General features: G+C 62.2%; 17 protein-coding genes. 7 read left to right on the forward strand and 10 right to left on the reverse strand.

All coding sequences use genetic code 11. The annotated features are described in order from the left end of the window. Positions 1–143 precede the first annotated feature (143 nt). Together tpx and OC537_RS19020 are read left to right on the forward strand one after the other, a co-directional pair. Positions 144–644 carry a thiol peroxidase gene (gene tpx / locus OC537_RS19015; protein WP_042044238.1) on the forward strand — a complete coding sequence of 167 codons (501 nt, stop codon included), beginning with the start codon at positions 144–146 and terminating at the stop codon, positions 642–644. Between the two features lie 188 nt (positions 645–832). Next, entirely contained in the window at positions 833–2,053 is a 1,221-nt protein-coding gene (locus tag OC537_RS19020; RefSeq protein ID WP_163157973.1) for a DEAD/DEAH box helicase, read from the forward strand. 51 nt (positions 2,054–2,104) lie between these two features. On the opposite strand, the gene OC537_RS19025 is transcribed toward OC537_RS19020, so the two are convergent. The 4 genes from OC537_RS19025 to OC537_RS19040 all read right to left on the reverse strand — a co-directional run bounded on the left by OC537_RS19025 (position 2,105) and on the right by OC537_RS19040 (position 6,328). Continuing rightward, on the reverse strand, positions 2,105–2,437 hold the full coding sequence (locus OC537_RS19025; protein ID WP_262113602.1) for a hypothetical protein: 333 nt from the start codon (positions 2,435–2,437) through the stop codon (positions 2,105–2,107). 150 nt (positions 2,438–2,587) lie between these two features. Continuing rightward, positions 2,588–4,147, reverse strand: coding sequence for a methyl-accepting chemotaxis protein (locus OC537_RS19030; protein WP_262113604.1), 1,560 nt, complete (start codon positions 4,145–4,147; stop codon positions 2,588–2,590). 167 nt (positions 4,148–4,314) lie between these two features. Next, positions 4,315–4,614, reverse strand: coding sequence for a hypothetical protein (locus tag OC537_RS19035; RefSeq protein ID WP_025325786.1), 300 nt, complete (start codon positions 4,612–4,614; stop codon positions 4,315–4,317). A 109-nt stretch (positions 4,615–4,723) separates the two neighbouring features. Beyond that, on the reverse strand, positions 4,724–6,328 hold the full coding sequence (locus OC537_RS19040; protein WP_262113608.1) for an ABC transporter substrate-binding protein: 1,605 nt from the start codon (positions 6,326–6,328) through the stop codon (positions 4,724–4,726). Between the two features lie 173 nt (positions 6,329–6,501). Here OC537_RS19040 and OC537_RS19045 point away from each other — a divergent pair, with 173 nt between their 5' ends. Then, entirely contained in the window at positions 6,502–7,209 is a 708-nt protein-coding gene (locus OC537_RS19045) for a ParB-like protein (protein ID WP_262113610.1), read from the forward strand. 36 nt (positions 7,210–7,245) lie between these two features. Here the strand turns inward: OC537_RS19045 and OC537_RS19050 are convergent, their stop codons facing one another. Then, complete coding sequence (locus OC537_RS19050; RefSeq protein WP_262113613.1) at positions 7,246–7,911, reverse strand: CatB-related O-acetyltransferase; 666 nt, start codon at positions 7,909–7,911, stop codon at positions 7,246–7,248. 293 nt (positions 7,912–8,204) lie between these two features. Between OC537_RS19050 and OC537_RS19055 the strand changes: the two genes are divergently transcribed. Then, positions 8,205–8,633 carry a DUF2753 family protein gene (locus OC537_RS19055; protein WP_106884927.1) on the forward strand — a complete coding sequence of 143 codons (429 nt, stop codon included), beginning with the start codon at positions 8,205–8,207 and terminating at the stop codon, positions 8,631–8,633. Here the strand turns inward: OC537_RS19055 and OC537_RS19060 are convergent. Further along, positions 8,626–9,381, reverse strand: coding sequence for an enoyl-CoA hydratase-related protein (locus OC537_RS19060; RefSeq protein WP_162520033.1), 756 nt, complete (start codon positions 9,379–9,381; stop codon positions 8,626–8,628). The two genes, OC537_RS19055 and OC537_RS19060, sit on opposite strands and share 8 nt — an antisense overlap. Before the next feature lie 89 nt (positions 9,382–9,470). Between OC537_RS19060 and OC537_RS19065 the strand changes: the two genes are divergently transcribed. The 3 genes from OC537_RS19065 to OC537_RS19075 all read left to right on the forward strand — a co-directional run bounded on the left by OC537_RS19065 (position 9,471) and on the right by OC537_RS19075 (position 11,380). Next, positions 9,471–9,911 (forward strand): copper chaperone PCu(A)C, encoded by a 441-nt coding sequence (locus OC537_RS19065; RefSeq protein ID WP_262113616.1) that lies wholly within the window; start codon positions 9,471–9,473, stop codon positions 9,909–9,911. A gap of 92 nt (positions 9,912–10,003) precedes the next feature. Further along, the gene (locus OC537_RS19070; RefSeq protein WP_111913301.1) at positions 10,004–10,633 is read left to right on the forward strand and encodes a TIGR04219 family outer membrane beta-barrel protein; all 630 of its coding nucleotides are present in this window, start codon (positions 10,004–10,006) and stop codon (positions 10,631–10,633) included. Positions 10,634–10,699: 66 nt separating this feature from the next. Next, positions 10,700–11,380, forward strand: coding sequence for an SDR family oxidoreductase (locus OC537_RS19075; protein WP_106884923.1), 681 nt, complete (start codon positions 10,700–10,702; stop codon positions 11,378–11,380). 95 nt (positions 11,381–11,475) lie between these two features. On the opposite strand, the gene OC537_RS19080 is transcribed toward OC537_RS19075, so the two are convergent. From OC537_RS19080 to OC537_RS19095, 4 genes are all read right to left on the reverse strand, one after another. Continuing rightward, the gene (locus tag OC537_RS19080; RefSeq protein ID WP_262113621.1) at positions 11,476–11,607 is read right to left on the reverse strand and encodes a hypothetical protein; all 132 of its coding nucleotides are present in this window, start codon (positions 11,605–11,607) and stop codon (positions 11,476–11,478) included. Between the two features lie 271 nt (positions 11,608–11,878). After that, positions 11,879–12,508 (reverse strand): PolC-type DNA polymerase III, encoded by a 630-nt coding sequence (locus OC537_RS19085; RefSeq protein WP_111913299.1) that lies wholly within the window; start codon positions 12,506–12,508, stop codon positions 11,879–11,881. A gap of 195 nt (positions 12,509–12,703) precedes the next feature. Continuing rightward, positions 12,704–14,428, reverse strand: coding sequence for a proline--tRNA ligase (locus OC537_RS19090; protein WP_262113625.1), 1,725 nt, complete (start codon positions 14,426–14,428; stop codon positions 12,704–12,706). 133 nt (positions 14,429–14,561) lie between these two features. Next, a complete protein-coding gene (locus tag OC537_RS19095; RefSeq protein WP_262113627.1) occupies positions 14,562–16,571 on the reverse strand; it encodes a methyl-accepting chemotaxis protein in 2,010 nt (669 codons plus the stop codon). Between the last annotated feature and the right edge of the window lie 44 nt (positions 16,572–16,615).

Below are 16,615 nucleotides of genomic sequence, written 5' to 3' on the forward strand. Positions count from 1 at the left end.
AGGTCAAGCCCCTCTTTGCACCCTCTCAGCGGGACGGGCGAGACAGGGCGGCATCAAATCCCTCTTGTTAGCGGGTGTTTGTCCCCTGCCGCTGGGCCTATACTGGGAACCCTGGATCCCCCATCGATAATCAAGGACCTAACATGAGCAATACCGTCACCCTGCAAGGCAACCCCGTCTCCGTCTCCGGCCACTTCCCCGTTGCCGGTGAGCAGGCCAAGCCCTTCTCCCTGGTTGCTGGCGATCTGTCCGATGCGACCCTGGCGACCTTCGCCGGAAAGCGCAAGATCCTGAACATCTTCCCGAGTGTCGATACCCCGACCTGCGCCACCTCAGTGCGCAAGTTCAACGAGCAGGCCAGCGCCCTGAACAACACAGTGGTGCTGTGCATCTCCGCGGATCTGCCGTTCGCCCAGGCTCGTTTCTGCGGCGCCGAGGGTCTGGACAAGGTGGTGAACCTCTCCACCCTGCGTGGCGTCTCCTTCCTGCAGGACTACGGCGTGGCCTTCTCCTCCGGTCCCCTGGTGGGTCTGGCTGCCCGTGCCATCGTGGTGCTGGATGAAAACGACAAGGTGCTGCACAGCGAGCTGGTGGCCGAAGTGGCCGACGAGCCGAACTACGCCGCTGCCCTGGCCGCCCTGTAAGTTTCGTCTTGCCCTGATTGCCGACGGCCTGCTGATGCAGGCCGTTTTTATTGCGGGCGCCGTGGCCCTCAGGGTTGAGGTGAACAGACTGGCTGGCCCATATACCCCCACTTCTTCTCACCGACCTTTTACTTATGGGGTCAGGCTGGCTAGACTTCGCCTCCCACTTCTTCCTGCCGCGTAGCCCCATGACTTTTAACGAACTCCACCTCGATCCCGCCCTACTGGCCGCCTTGCCTGCCGAATTGCATACCCCGACTCGCATCCAGCAGCTTGCCATTCCGGCGGCGCTGAAGGGTCAGGATCTGCTGGCGCTGGCCCAGACCGGCAGCGGCAAGACACTGGCGTTCGGCCTGCCGCTGCTGCAACGGCTGGACTCGGCCTCCGATCGGGTACAGGGGCTGGTGCTGGTGCCGACCCGGGAGCTGGCGACCCAGGTGAGCGCCGCGCTGCAGGGCGGTGCCGAGGCGTTGGGGCTGCGTCTCCTGACCCTGTGCGGCGGCGTGGCGCAGGAGCAGCAACAGGCCGAGCTGGCCCTGGGGCCCCAACTGCTGGTGGCGACCCCGGGGCGGCTGCGGGACTTGCTGGCCCAGCGGCTGCTGGGACTGAGCCATCTGCGCACCCTTGTGCTGGATGAGGCGGATCGCCTGCTGGAGATGGGCTTCTGGCCCGATATCCAGTGGCTGATGAACGCCATGCCGACCGAGCGGCAGAACCTGCTCTTCTCCGCCACCCTGCCAACCGAGCTCGAGACCCTGGCCACCGGCCTGCTGACGAACCCGGTGCGCATCGAGGCAACCCCCCTCAACAGCCTGGTGAGCGAGATCGAGGAGCGGCTCCATCTGGTCAACAAGAGCAGCAAGGTGCCGGCGCTGATCAGTTTGCTCAAGGAACAGGATTGGCCTCAGGTGCTGGTGTTTATCAGCGCGCGGGACGATGCCGACGCCGTGGCCAGAAAGCTCGCCAAGGCGGGCATAGCGGTGGCGGCCCTGCACGGGGAGAAGGATCAGGTGGTGCGGGAGCAGGCACTTGCCGATTTCAAGGCGGGCAGGGTGCGGGTGCTGGTGGCCACGGATCTGATGGCGCGCGGCATCCACGTGGAGGCGTTGCCTGTGGTGATCAACCTGGACCTGCCCGCCAATGCCCCCGTCTATGTGCATCGCATCGGCCGCACCGCCCGCGCCGGACAGAAAGGCCTCGCCCTCTCCCTGGTCTGCCATGGGGAGGCCGAGACCCTCGCCGCCATCCGCACCCTGACCGGTCGTGCGCTGCCGCTGGCCGAGCTTGAAGGCTTCCCGGTCACCGACCAGCCTGCGAGCGGGGAAGGCAAGCGAGCCCCCAGGGACAAGCAGGCGAATCGCCGCACCGCCAACAAGCGCAGCGTCAAGCAGTTCAAGGGAAAGGCCTGATGAACAGACCTCTTCCATGAGCCGACAGTGAACCCGGCTCATGGGGGTCACTCAGCGCTGGTCCTGCTCCTGGCCGAAGAAGTCCCGTCGCCACTGGCCGAGCACCGCCGCCCTGTGCTGCTGCCAGCGTGCGGCGCCCATGGCGTCCCGGCTTGCCGCCAACTGTTGCTCCAGCTCGGCCAACTGCTGCTGATAGCGGGCACCTTGCTCCGCTGGCAGCCAGAGCGCCATGCTGCCCTCGGCCTGCAGAAAGTGGCGGCTCAGGCTTCCCCGCATCGCCTCTTCCCACCCTTGCCATACCCCGCCGGGAGAGGGTTCCTGCCAGGCCAGATGGAGCAGCAACAGCATACTCAACAGGGCGGCATAACCGAGAGGCTTGGGCATCATGAGATCCTTGTCGAGGCTCGCCGGGAGCTGGGGAACGGGATCCATTCACCCAGATTTTCGTGACAAGGAGATGAAGGGGTCAGCGGCGTGTCGGGAGGGGAAAGGGCAGCGCGTCCATAGACGCGCCAGGCTACACGGGGGGCAAGCTCAGTCGTGGAACTGATTGATCAGGCGGGAGAGGTTTTGCAGCCGCTCCACCAGCAGTGTGATGCCATCGAGGGCCTGCCTGCTGTTGTCGGCGGTGTGGCTGGCCAGCTGATGGATCTGGTGAATACCCTGGTCCAGGGTGCTGGTCACATCCGCCTGCTGGCTGACGGCCTGGGCTATCTCGTCACTGGTGTGAGTCACCTGGGCCAGCATCTGGTTGATCTGGTCGAGCACCTCGGCGGTGGCGCCCATGTGCTGCTGGCAGAGGAGAGAGGTCTGGGCCCCCTGGGTCATGCCGTCGGAGAGCTGCCGGGTACTCTGCTGCAGCGCCCCTATCATGTCGCTGATCTCGCCGGTGGAGCTGCGGGTCTTCTGGGCCAGCGCCCGGATCTCGTCTGCCACCACAGCAAAGCCGCGCCCCTGCTCGCCGGCCCGGGCCGCTTCTATGGCCGCGTTGAGGGAGAGCAGGTTGGTCTGATCCGCAATCTGCCCGATCACTTCCAGGATCCCGCTGATCTTCTGGCTGTCCTGGGTCAGGCGCGCCAACACCCCCTGACTGGCATCCAGCTCCTGGTGGAGCTGGTTGACCGAGGCACGGGTGGTCGCCAGCGCCTGCTGGCCGCTGGCTGACACCTGCTGCACCTCGCTCACCAGGGCGTTGGCCTGATGGGCGTTGTCGGCCACGTCGCGGATCGACTGACTCATCTGGGTGATGGCGGCGGCCAGCTGCTCGCTCTGGGCCCGCTGCTGCTGCAGGTGGGTGTCTATGGTCTGAATATGTCCCCTGTCATCTTCCGCCGCCTGCAGTATCTGCTGGTTGGTATCTGCACTGCGCCCCACCACGGCCCTGAGCTCGGCCTTCTTCATGCGCAGCAAGAGTTCGATGGCCGCCAGGCTGTCCCGCCGCCTGGCATAGAGCACCTGACAGAGGGGCGTGCCCAGCTCCTCCCCCGCCATGGCCAGCAGCCGGGCCAGCCGCTGCTGCAGATGCCAGCCATGCCCCATCTGGGCCAGCAGGCAGAGCAGGGTGAGGCCGCCCCAGGCGGCCTCACCCGTGATCAGGCTGGCCCCCATGCCGGCCAGGGCGGTGCCCGAGAGCAGCAGGCTGAGTTGCCCCGGCTCCAGGGTGAAGCGACTCTGCCAGGGCAGCGTCTTGCCCGCCCGGATCCGGGCATAGAGCCGCTCCGCCCAGGCGATGTCGTGATCCTGGGGGCGGGTGCGCACCGACTGGTATTCGATGATCTGCTGCCGCTCGTTGAGGATGGGGGTGACGTAGGCATTGACCCAGTAGAACTGGCCGCTCTTGGCGCGGTTCTTCACCAGCCCCATCCAGCTCTTGCCTTGCTGCAGCCGCTGCCACATGTCGGCGAAGGCGGCCCTGGGCATGTCGGGGTGGCGTACCAGGTTGTGGGGAACCCCTTCCATCTCGGTGGCGCTGTAGCCGGCCACGTCGCAGAAGTGCTGGTTGGCATAGGTGATGTGGCTGCTGGGGTCCGTGGTCGAAATCAATGATATGTGATCGGGGAAACGGATCTCCCCTTCTTGCTGGGTGGTGGTCATGTGCGCATCCTGAATGAGCCAAGTAACTGATAAGTTTGTTTTTATTGTGTGTTGTTGTTACGGCTTCATTGTAGGGGCGACCCAAGTGGCCATCTTGGCTTGGGTCAATAAATCAACACTATGACGACTGAAAAAAGTAGTAGATGAAGGGCGACTTCAGGGCGGGCTCAACTGCGGGGGGTGAAGTCGTGGATCTCCCCCGTCCGGGGCTTGAAGCGAGGATCCTGGCTCTGATCGCGGGAGACCCAGGCCATGGCCTGGCAGAAGCTCTCCTGCTTGGCGAACTCGTCACGGGCCTGATCGATGGCCCGCTCGGCGTTGCGCCGCTCCATCTTGCTGGCCTTGCGATCGCTGAACTGCTTCTGCTGGCTCAGCATCCATTCGAGGAAGGCCTGGCGGCATTGGCTTTCATCGGCGGCCTTGGCCGGGAGGGCAAACAACAGGGCAAGCAGGAGCAGACAACGCATAGGGAGATCTATCTAACGGACTGATGGACGAAGAGAGGCGGCATTTTATGCCGGGAACTTGAATGGGTACAGTGCGAAGAGGGGGCCAGCCGGGCTGGCCCCCGAGGGATCAGTGTTTGACCAGGTAGAGCTGGCGGCTGTAGGCCACGTCTTCCGGGTTGTTGATGGGATAGCCCTTGAGCCAGGGCTTGATCAGACGGGCGTTGGTGTACTGGTAGATGGGGGCGATCGGCGCCTCCTCCTGCAATATGGTCTCGGCCTCGTCGAACAGGCGTGCCCGCTCGGCGGGATCCTGGCTGCTGGCCGCCCGGGTCAGCAGGGCGTCGTAGCCGGGGTTGGCGAAGCGGGCCATGTTGCCGCTGTGGTGGGATCCCCACAGACCGAGGAAGGCGGAAGGGTCGTTGTAATCGGCGACCCAGGAGGAGCGGATCACCTCGAACTGGCCGCTCTGGCGGCTGTCGAGGTAGGTTTTCCACTCCTGATTGGTGAGCTCGACCCGGGCCCCCAGCTTCTGCTTCCACAGGTTGGCGATGGCCAGCGCCATCTTCTTGTGAATTTCAGCCGTGTTGTAGAGCAGGGTGAGCTTGAGGGGCTTGTCCGGGCCATAGCCCGCCTCTGTCAGCAGCGCCTTGGCCTTCTCGTCCAGCGCCTGCTGGCTGCTGGTGGAGAGCAGGTTGGGCTTGGGGACGAAGCCTGCGGTCACGTCCGGGGTGAAGTGGTAGGCGGGTTTTTCCCCCGTGCCCAGCACCTTGTCTGCGATGAGCGCCCGATCGATGGTGTAGGAGAGCGCCTGACGCACCCGCACGTCGTTCAGGGGAGCCCTCTGGGTGTTGAAGGCATAGTAATAGGTGCCGAGCTGCTCCGGGGTATAAACCTCCCCCGGGATCTGCTTCATCAGCTTCTGGTACTGCTCCTTGGGGAAGGATTCGGTGATGTGCAGATCCCCCGCCAGATAGCGGTTGGTGGCGGCACTCTCCTGATTGATGGGCACGAAGGTGACCCGGGTCAGCACCGTATGGGCGCGATCCCAGTAATAGGGGTTCGGAGTCAGCTCCAGCTTCTCGTTCACCACCCTGTGGCTCAGGACGAAGGCGCCGTTGCCGACCAGCTTGCCCGGCTGGGTCCACTGGTTGCCATATTGCTCCATGCTGGCCCTGTGCAGGGGGGAGAGGCTGGGATGGGTCAGCAGGCTCAGGAAGTAGGGCACCGGCTGGGAGAGGGTCACCTGCAGGGTGTGGTCATCCAGGGCTTGCACCCCGAGCGCCTCGGGAGGCAGCTTGCCCTCGACTATCTCGTCCACCTTGTCGAAGTGGGCCAGCTGGGCAAACCAGGCGAAGGTGGCCGCCTCTTCGGGATCCACCAGCTTGCGCCAGCCATAGACGAAGTCGCTGGCGCGTACCGGATCCCCGTTGGACCAGCGGGCATCCGGCCGCAGGTGGAATGTGAATTTCTGGTTCCCCTCGTTATCCCAGCGAGATGCCACACCGGGCAGCACCTTGCCGTCCGCCCCCTGGGTCAAGAGCCCCTCATAGAGATCTCTGAGCACTTGCAGCTCGGGCAGCCCGACCAGTTTGAGCGGGCTCAGGCTGGCCGGTTCGTCCTTGAGATGACGCACGACGGCCTGTTCGGCGGCGAGTTGGGTACCGGCCGGCACATCGGCGGCCTGGACACAGACACAGCCCAGCAGGGCCAGCAGGGGGCTCCATCCTTTCATGGTGAATCCTTCAAATTGTGTGAAGCGAGGAGAAAACTCGGCGAGAATTCATCGCCGGCAGACGGGGAATCATGATATCCCCTTTGCTGGTCAGACCGCCAGCGTGAGTCCCATGATATCCGGGGCTGCAACCCTATGTACGCCCGCCCGAGCGCGGGCAAGAGGAGCAAACGATGAGAGTATGGATGTTATTGGCCTGTGTGCTGAGCCAGGGGGCCTGGGCACTGGCCCCTTGCGAGAAGACCAGCCAGGTGGGGAGCTGGTGCGAGGTGAGCATAGATCAACTGCATCCGACTCAGGGCGGGGTGGGGCAGTTGCAGGTCGACACCACAGTGGCTGAACTGGCGGACAAGAGCGAGAAGCAACTCGACAAGCTGATGAAAAAGAAAGAGATACCCATGGTCATCGCCCCCGATGGCGGCTACTGGCTGGTGGACAGGCACCACCTGACCAAGGCGCTGTGGCAACAGGGGGTGAAGGAGGCGAGGGTCAAGGTGATCGCCCGCTTGCAGGACAGGGCCAGTTTCTGGAGCCAGATGCAGAACAACCACTGGGCCTGGCTCAAGGATGAGCGGGGCCAGCCGCTCACCCCGGAACAGCTGCCCGGCCACATCAGGGATCTGCCGGATTATCCCTACCGCACCCTGGCGGGCCTGCTGCAGGATGCGGGCTACTTCAGCAAGCAGGATCAGGTCTACTTCGTCGAGTTCGCCTGGGCCAGCTGGCTCGGCCAGCAGATGGAGTGGCAGCCGGTCAATGCCGCCAATCTGGCGGAGCGCCTCGCCGAGGCCAAGCGGCTGGCCTGCAACAGCAAGGCCAGTGCCTTGCCCGGCTATCCCGGCAAGCAGTGTCGCCTCAACCCGCCACGCAGTGGCAGCTGACGCGGGATCAAGAAGGGGCGCCCAGGCGCCCCCTAGTCACAATCCCTGACTGGCCCCTTGCCAGCGGGCGGCGGCCTGTTCCAGCAGGGCCACCTCTCCTTGCTGGATCAGCGGCAGCAGGGCCTGTACCTTGTCATCCGGCCAATCCCACCAGGCGAGCGCCTGCAGCCGGGCAATATCATCGTCACCAAAGCGCATCCGCACCACCCTGGCCGGGGTACCCGCCACCATGGCATAGGGCGGCACATCCTGATTGACCAGTGCCCGGGCGGCTATGATGGCGCCATCCCCTATGGTGACGCCCGGCATTATCATGGCTTCCATGCCGATCCAGACGTCATTGCCGATGCGGGTATCGCCAGCGGGTCTGTAGCTGCGCTTGAGCGCCGCCACCTCGGCGAACGGATAGGTGCTGATAAAGGCCGGGTTGTGGGTATGGTTGCCCCCCATGATGATCTTCACCCCGGCGGCTATCTGCACGTAGTCGCCGAGATGGAGCCTGTCTATGTGCCAGATGGGGTCCCAGCCGGTGTCGGCTGAGTTGCTCCAGCTGTCGCCGTACAGGTAGCGCACGGCTTCCTCTTCGAAGGGGCCATCCCAGGCGCCCGAGTAGTAGCTGTGTCGCCCCTTGAGGCAGATGTTGGGATTGGTCACCGTCAGGTGCAGGTACTCGACCTGCGACCAATGTTGGCAGATGGTCATGGCTATGTTCCTCGTTGAATGGATCTGTATTGGATGCGCGGTTCGGCGCAGCTAATAGATCCAGACCAGCAGGCGGGGCACGCACAGGGTGGAGCAGCCCAGCGCCTGGGATGAACGGGGTCGTTGCATGAGGAAGGGCTCCCGACAGAAGAGGCCAGATGGTAAGGGATGGGGAGGGCGATGCCAAGGAGCAGGGGGAGGGGTTGGTCAAAACCTGCACAAAGGGTCTGGTTGATATTTATTCTCGATTAGCCATGATACAGGCTCCACTCGTATCGGCAGGAGAGAGGACAATGACGAATCAGAACTGGCAGCGTTACATGCTGGAGGCGGAGAATGCCCTTGGCATGGGGGCACTGGGCACGGCCATCTGCCTCTATCAGCAGGCCCTGGGAGAGGTGTATGAGCTGGCGTCCGGGGATCTGGACGAACTGGCCAGCATGCGGGTCGCCACCTGTCACCGCATGGCCGACTTCTGGCGCGCCATGGAAGAGCCCGCCTATGAGCTGCGCTACCTCAAGCTCGCCTCCGAGCTGGTCACCGCCCTGGTGCCCCAGTGCCCGAACCGGGAGTGCGAGTCTCTCATCAGCGAGCTAGGCTGCTGCCGCGCCGCCCTGCTCTCCTTCTTGAAGCGCCACCCCAACCCCGAGATCGCCAGGTTGATCCAGGTGCAGGACAAGGTGCAGGGCTGCGAGTTGATAGGCCGCTTCCGCCTCAACTAGCGGTTGTGCGCCCGAGCCGCCGTGCGATACGGCTCTGGGCTTCTTCCCCCTGCAGGGCGAGGGAGAAGGCGCGGGCCTCCAGATCGATGACGAAATGCACCGCCTGCCTGAGCTCCTGCTTGAGCAGCGCCTTGCTCTTTTGCAGTGCCTTGGGCGGCTTGGCCGCGAGTTTCACCCCCTGGGCCCGGGCGAAGGGGAGCAGCTCCTCCACCGCCAGCACCCGGTTGGCCAGCCCGAGCCGCAGCGCCTCCCCGGCGTCTATGGCCTCCGCCAGCAACAGCAGCTCCGCCGCCTTCAGGTGGCCCACGGCGCGGGGCAGCAAGAGGCTTGAGGCAAACTCCGGCACCAGCCCCAGCTCGACGAAGGGCAATTGCAGCCGGGCGTTCTCCCCCAGATAGACCAGATCGCAGTGCAGCAGCAGTGTGGTGCCTATGCCCACCGCCGGGCCACCCACGGCGGCGATCACCGGTTTGGGGAAGTCGGCCAGGGTGTGGAGGAACTGCAAGATGGGGTCATCCGCTTCCAGGCTGCTCTTGCCCATGAAGTCCGCGAGATCATTGCCCGCGGTGAAGCACTCCTGCTGCCCTTGCAGCAACACCACATGCACGCTCTCGTCCAGGGCAGCCTGCTGAAAGGCCAGGGTGAGGGCCAGGTACATCTCGGTGTTGAGGGCATTGCGCTTGTCCGGCCGGTTGAGGGTCAGGAGGAGCAAGCCATCCTGCTGCTCGGCCAGAATTGTGAGGGCCATGTCTGAATCCTTGTGTTCGGGGGCTGCCAAAAGCTTGCCACAGGGGTAAGCTTTGCTTCGTTTAACAACATCATAAAAGGATTTCAACCATGTTTAAACGTGCGTTTTATTCCAGCCTGGCCCTGCTCCTGGCTGCTCCCACACTGGCCAAGGTCGAGGCCGTCGACGGTTATGTGCGCCTGCTCCCCCCGGGGTCGCCCAACACGGCGGCCTTCATGGTGCTCAAGAATGACGCGGACAAACCTGTGACCCTGACTGCGGCAGCCTCTCCTGACGCGGGCCGTGCCGAGCTGCACACCCATCTGCACGAGAACGGCGTCATGAAGATGCGCCAGGTGGAGAGCATCGAAATCCCGGCCAGGGGGGAAGCTGTCCTCAAACCCGGCAGCCTCCACATCATGCTGTTCGAGGTGGGGGCTCTCTCAGAGGACAAACCCTTCCCCCTGACCCTGACCCTGGACGATGGTCAAACCCTGAGCCTGAGCCTGCCGGTGAAGCCGGTCGAGCCGATGAAGGGCATGCAGCACTGACATTAATGGACGCTTGTTCAGCTTTTTACTCTAGGTATTCCTTGCTCACCGGGTAAAATGATGGTCTTTCCAGTCCATAATGGAGCTATGTAATGAAGAAGACCCTGATTGCCGGCACCCTGATTGCCCTGTTCAGCCATGCAGCCATGGCCGCCGATGACTGGCGTTTCGCGGCGGGTGCCGATATGTGGAACTCCCAGGGGGGCGGCCAGGTCAGCGGCGTCGGTGCCGATGGCAGCTACGACGACAACTACAACTGGAGCGGCTACCTGCAACTGGAGCACGGCATCTTCCTGCTGCCGAATGCCAAGTTCGAGATGTCCGATTTCAGCACCAGCGGCGGCTCCTTCAGCAACGATCTGCTGGCCTATGATCTGAGCCTCTACTACCGCCTGATGAACAACGACCTGTTCCAGCTCGATCTGGGTCTGACCGGTCGTCGCTACGATGGCGACTTCAACACCCAGCACTACTCCTACGACAAGGATGTGCTGATGGCCTACACCGGTGGTGAAGTGCGCATCCCGGGTACCGGCTTTGCCGCCTTTGGTGATCTGCGGGTGCAGGATGCCGACAACTATGACTACCGCCTGGGTGGTTCCTACAAGTTCTCCACAGTGCCGCTCAAGATCCGTGCCGGCTGGCGTGAAGCCGAGTTGGACTTCGACCGCGTCGACCAGACCATCGACGGCTGGTTCATCGGTGGCGAATTCACCTTCTAATCTGACGAAGGGTGGCGATGCGCCACCCGGGCGTGTTTGACTGGCAAGGGTGAGGGAGGAGAGATAATGGGCCATATCATAGTGACTGGCGCGGGCTCCGGCCTTGGGCGCGCTCTGACAATCGGACTGGTTGAGCGCGGCCATAGAGTCTCCATGATGGGGCGCCGTTATCACAAGTTGCAGGAGCAGGAGCAGCGGCTCGGCAGCGCCGTGGTCGGCATCGCCGCCGATCTGGCCCACCACGAAGAGGTGGAGATGGCCTTCGGTGCCGCCGTGGCCTGGGGCGGCTTGCCTTCCCTTGTGATCCACTGTGCCGGCGTCGGGGAATTCGGCCCTGTCGGTGTCTACACCGCCGAACAGGTGCGCCGGGTGGTGGAGAGCAATCTCGTCTCCACCATACTGGTGGCCCAGCAGACGGTGCGCCTCATCGGCGAACAAGGCGGGGTGCTGGCCAATGTGCTTTCCTCCGCTGCCCAGACCGGCAAGGCCAACGAGAGCCTCTACTGCGCCTCCAAATGGGGGATGCGCGGCTTTCTGGAGTCCCTGCGGGCCGAGCTCAAGGGCTCGCCCTTGCGGCTGGTGAACCTCTACCCGAGCGGGATCCGCAGCGAATTCTGGGACAACTCGGATCATGTGGACCCGAGCAGCTTCATGACCCCGGAAGACGCGGCGGCCTACATGCTGGATGCACTGGAGGCGAGAAGCAGCTGCCACGTGACCGATCTCTTTATCGGTCGCAATGCCTGAGGCAGTGTCCTGCCATCCGGCTCCCGTCGTTCACGAAAGCAGAAACAAAAAGCGCGCCAAATGGCGCGCTTTTCTATTCAGGCAAGGGGGCGGAATTAACGGCCCAGCTTGGCCTTGAGCATGGCGATAATCTCTTTGATCGCTACTTCCTGTTTCTCGCCGGTGCGGCGGCACTTGTACTCCACCACGCCGTTGTCCAGGCCCAGGTCGCCGATGCTCTGGGGCATCGCCAGCGGGATATGGGTAATATGTTGTGCAATGGTATGTGGGAATGATTGATATATTTTAAGGCCGACAATGAAATGTATTAATTAAGGTTGGCGTTATCAAGGTGTAAAAATAAACGTTTAGAGTGAAATGACAAAAGCACCTATTTTTATAATGCGTTATCGCAACTTCCCACTCCAGCGTTTAATATTTAAAATATAACGAATGTATATCCAGTCCCATGCGGAATCATATTTAAATTCTGGTGAGGGTTAATCGTACCTGAGTGACTCATTTTTTAGTCGCATATCCCTGCAGGAAAGACTGAACTGCATGCTTTGATTTTTTACCAAGGGTTAGCAGCAATTCAAAATCAGGGTTGAAAATGCCATGCCGGCACTCTAATTCCTTTAACAGAGCGAGCCACAGATGCGCCGTCACTTCGGCATCGGCCAAGGCGCGATGAAATACCCCGTCATTGGGTAAATTCTGGTATTGCACCAAGGTAGCCAACTTATGGTTCGGCGCCTCGGGGAATAACCGTCTCGACAGCAGCAAGGAGCAGGCGAACTGCCCAGGATAGTGCGCCGACAGCCGTTCTATTTCAGCATCCAGAAAGCGCTTGTCGAAGGAGGCATTATGGGCGACCAGATTATCATTACCGATAAACTCGACGAAGTCCGCCATCACCTCGCCGCAAGGTGGCGCCTGTTTCAGCATGGCATTGCTGATCCCGGTATATTGCTCAATAAAGCTGCTTACGTTAAAGCCAGGATTCATCAACGCCGAAAAACGTTCACTGATGTGGCCGTTTTCAATCCGGACGGCGCCAATTTCGATCGCTCTATCACCTTGTCCTGGTGAGAGCCCGGTAGTCTCGAAATCGAGCACGACGACGGTATTGGCTAAGGCAGTGGACATAATCTCTCGGGCAATCTGGATAAAGAACGTCAGTCTAGAAAATCTGCTACTTCATGTACAGCGCAATATCGAGATGCTGCTGGCCCCTTGCTTTTGTGATGAGCAGCAGAGACAGGCAACATATAAAAAGCCCCGAGTGCAATTCACACCCGGGGCCTTTTTATCGAAAACGAAAAGCAGAATTAGCAGGCGCTATTAGCGACCCAGCTTGGCCTTGAGCATGGCGATAATCTCGCCAATGGCCACTTCCTGCTTCTCGCCGGTGCGGCGGCACTTGTACTCCACCACGCCGTTGTCCAGACCCCGGTCGCCGATGACGATGGCGTGCGGGATACCGATCAGCTCCATGTCGGCGAACATCACGCCCGGGCGCTCTTTACGGTCGTCGAACAAGACGTCCACACCGGCGGCTTTCAGCTCGGTATAGAACTGCTGCGCCTGCTCGGCGACGCGCTCGGACTTGTGCATGTTCATCGGCACTATGGCCACTTCGAACGGGGCTATGGCTTCCGGCCAGATGATGCCGTACTGGTCGTTGTTCTGCTCAATGGCGGCCGCCACCAGACGGGACACACCTATGCCGTAGCAACCCATCTCCATGGTGACGGACTTGCCGCCCTCGTTCAGCACGCTGGCCTTCATGGCTTCGGAGTACTTGGTACCCAGCTGGAAGATGTGGCCCACTTCGATACCGCGCTTGAGCAGCAGCTTGCCCTGGCCACAGGGGCTGGGGTCGCCTTCCACCACGTTGCGCAGGTCGGCAACTTCGTAGGTAGCGATGTCGCGATCCCAGTTGGCACCTGTCAGGTGGAAGCCGGTCTCGTTGGCGCCGCAAACAAAATCGGCGAGATGGGCGGCGCTGCGATCGACTATGATGCGACCGGCAAAGCCGACCGGGCCTATGGAGCCAGCATCGCAACCGGCGGCAGCCTTGATCTGCTCGTCGTTGGCGAAGGTCAGCGGGTTAGCCATGCCAGGGAGCTTCTCGGCCTTGATCTCGTTCAGCTCGTGGTCGCCACGCAGCACCAGGGCGATGACGGCCTGCTTGCCGTGCTCGTCCGCTTCCGCCAGTACCAGCAGGGTCTTGGCGATGGCGGTCGGCGCCACGCTCAGGAAGGCGGCCACTTCGTCTATGGTGTGGACGTTCGGGGTGGCGACCTTGGTCAGGGCGGCAGTGGCAGCAGCGCGCTCGCCAACGGGTGCCAGGGCTTCGGCCATCTCTATGTTGGCGGCGTAGTCGGAGCTATCGGAGAAGGCGATCAAGTCTTCACCGCTCTCGGCCAGCACCTGGAATTCGTGGGAGCCAGTACCGCCGATGGAGCCGGTATCGGCCTGCACCGGACGGAAGTTCAGACCCATGCGGGTGAAGGCGGCGCAGTAGGCGGCGTGCATCTTCTCGTAGGTCTCGATCAGCGAGGCCTTGTCGATGTGGAAGGAGTAGGCATCCTTCATCAGGAACTCGCGACCGCGCATTACGCCGAAACGGGGGCGCACCTCGTCACGGAACTTGGTCTGGATCTGGTAGAGGTTGAGCGGCAGCTGCTTGTAGCTGTTCACTTCGTAACGGACCAGGGCGGTGATCACCTCTTCGTGGGTCGGGCCCAGCACGAAGGGGCGGTTGTGGCGGTCGGTCAGGCGGCACAGCTCGGGACCGTAGTCATCCCAGCGGCCGGACTCCTGCCACAGCTCGGCGGGTTGCACCACCGGCATGGAGACTTCGATGGCACCAGCATTGTTCATCTCTTCGCGAACAATGTTCTCGATCTTTTTCAGTACCCGCAGACCGGTTGGCAGCCAGGCGTACATGCCGGAGGCCAGTTTACGGATCATCCCGGCACGCAGCATCAGCTGGTGGCTGATGACTTCAGCGTCGGAGGGGGTTTCCTTGAGAGTGGAAAGCAGATATTGGCTGGTACGCATCGCGGTAGACCTTAGCTAGAACGGGCGCGGGGCCCTGGAAAATTTCAAGTGCGGAATTTTAACAGGCCGGGCGTTGCTGCCCAAGGGCTAAATTTGCACAGCGGGAGAAAGCGGGGGCGGGCCCCCGCCTGCGCTAGACCCGAAACTGTGACAGCAGTCGCTGCTGCTGCAAGCTGGCCTGATGGAGGGAGGAGGCGAGCTGCAGGCACTCCTGTGCCTCCTGCTCACCGGTCTGGGCCTGCAGGCTGATGTCCGAGACCTTGTCGGTGGTGTGGCTCAGGGTGTGGGAGAGCTGGCTGGTGGCATCCGCTACCTGTTGCACCATGTCGGCTAGCTGGTCGATGGCCTCCTCTACCTTGAACAGGATCTGCTTGGTGTTGTCGGAATCCGCCATGCCTGATTCCACGGTTTTCAGGTTGCGTTGCATCATCAGATAGGCCTGTTCGGTCTGCTGCTGGATGCTGCTGATCACCTCGGTTATCTCGGCGCTGGAGGCGGCGGTGCGGTTGGCCAGGGTGCGCACCTCGTCGGCCACCACGGCAAAACCGCGACCCATCTCACCAGCCCGGGCGGCCTCGATGGCGGCGTTGAGGGCCAGCAGGTTGGTTTGCTCCGAGATGTTGCTGATGGTGGAGATGATCTGGCCAATCTGGCCAGCCTGCTCCTTGAGGGCATTGATGGCGTTGGCGCACTCGCCCACTTCCACCACCACGCGCTGCATGCCGTTGCTGGCGGAGGTCACGTACTGACTGCTTTCTGCGGTGAGCTGGCGGACCTCGTTGGCATTGTGCGCGGCCAGGCCGCAGTTGTCAGAGATGGAGGTGGCGACCCGCACCATCTGCTCGCTGTCATGGTGTAGCGCCTGGGCATGCTTGGCGGTTTGACGGCTGCTCTGGCTGATGGCCTCGACTCGGTTGACCGAGGTGTGCACGTGCTGGTTGATGTGCTGGTTGTTGTCCATGGTGGCGCTGATCATCTGCTGCAGTTTCTCGATGAAGCGATCCACGCTGCCGGCCAGCGAGCCCAGCTCGTCGTTTCGCTTGAGGTTGATGCGGGCATTGAGATCCCCATCGCCCGCGGCTATGTCCTGCATGCGCCGGTCAACTTGCAACAGGGGGCGGACTATGGTGCGCACCAGCCAGATGCCGCAGAGGGCGACAATCAGCAGGCTCAACACCAGGGCGCCCAGGATCAGGTTCCTGGTATGGCCGATGATGGTATTGAGTTGATTTACCTGATCCTCGACAGTGGCATCCCCCTTGGCCTCGACCTCGACCAGCGCCTGCTTGAGCTGTTCGGCACTGCTGTCGTAACGAGCCAGCTGGCTCTGGTAATCGGTCAGGGCGGAGATCCATTCACGGTTAAGGCGGGTGTTGTCGGCCAGCAGGGCGCGATACTGGGTGGCGAGGGATTGGCCGGCGAACTCCCCTTCACCGGGCACATCGAACAGGCCGGTCGCCAGCATGCCGTCGACCGCCTCCTGGTAGAAGCGGGTGGCCTCGGCCAGTTCAGCCTGGATGGCGGGGGTGGGGCCTTCACTCTGCATCTTCTCCAGGGCATAGAGCTGACGCAGGAAACCTATGTTGGCCTCCATACCGCCGTCGGCCGCCTGCCAGCGGGTGGCGAGGCCGCCATTCCAGCTGATGGCCTGATCCGGTGACCGGGTGAGGCTCTCGACCGCACCATCACCGATCACTTCCAACTGGGTCGAGAGGCGTGACATGCGCTCCGAGCTGGCGCGCAGCGCCCGATCAACACCGGTAAAGGTTCGGTAGAGCGTCAGCAGTTTTTCCTGCTGTTGCTGATAGGCCTGCTCATGCAAGTTCAGGGTGCCGAGCGCAGTCGCATCGATGAGCTTGCCTTGCTCTACCCGTCGCAAGGCGTCGGTGGCCGCCTGTCTGGCCCGTTGCAGCTCGGGCTCGTCAAGGGGCATGCCTCTGAGCATTTTCTGGATATAGAGCGACTGATTGCCCAGCTCGATGGATCCCTCCATGGCGCCATCGGCCGTTTGCCAGGCTGCACCCAGCACATAGGAGAGCAAATCGGCCAGCCGCTGGCTGCCATACCAGCCGATCACCCCCATGCCCAGTGTGCAGCCGAGCAAGATAGTGAGCCCAAGATTCGATGTCGTGACAATTTTCATGATGCAGGACCTTCCATGGTTCCGAACAAGCCCACTGAGTGTTC

The sequence above is a fragment of the Aeromonas sp. Marseille-Q5825 genome (assembly GCF_946892685.1).
GTDB classification, from domain to species: Bacteria; Pseudomonadota; Gammaproteobacteria; order Enterobacterales; family Aeromonadaceae; genus Aeromonas; species Aeromonas rivipollensis.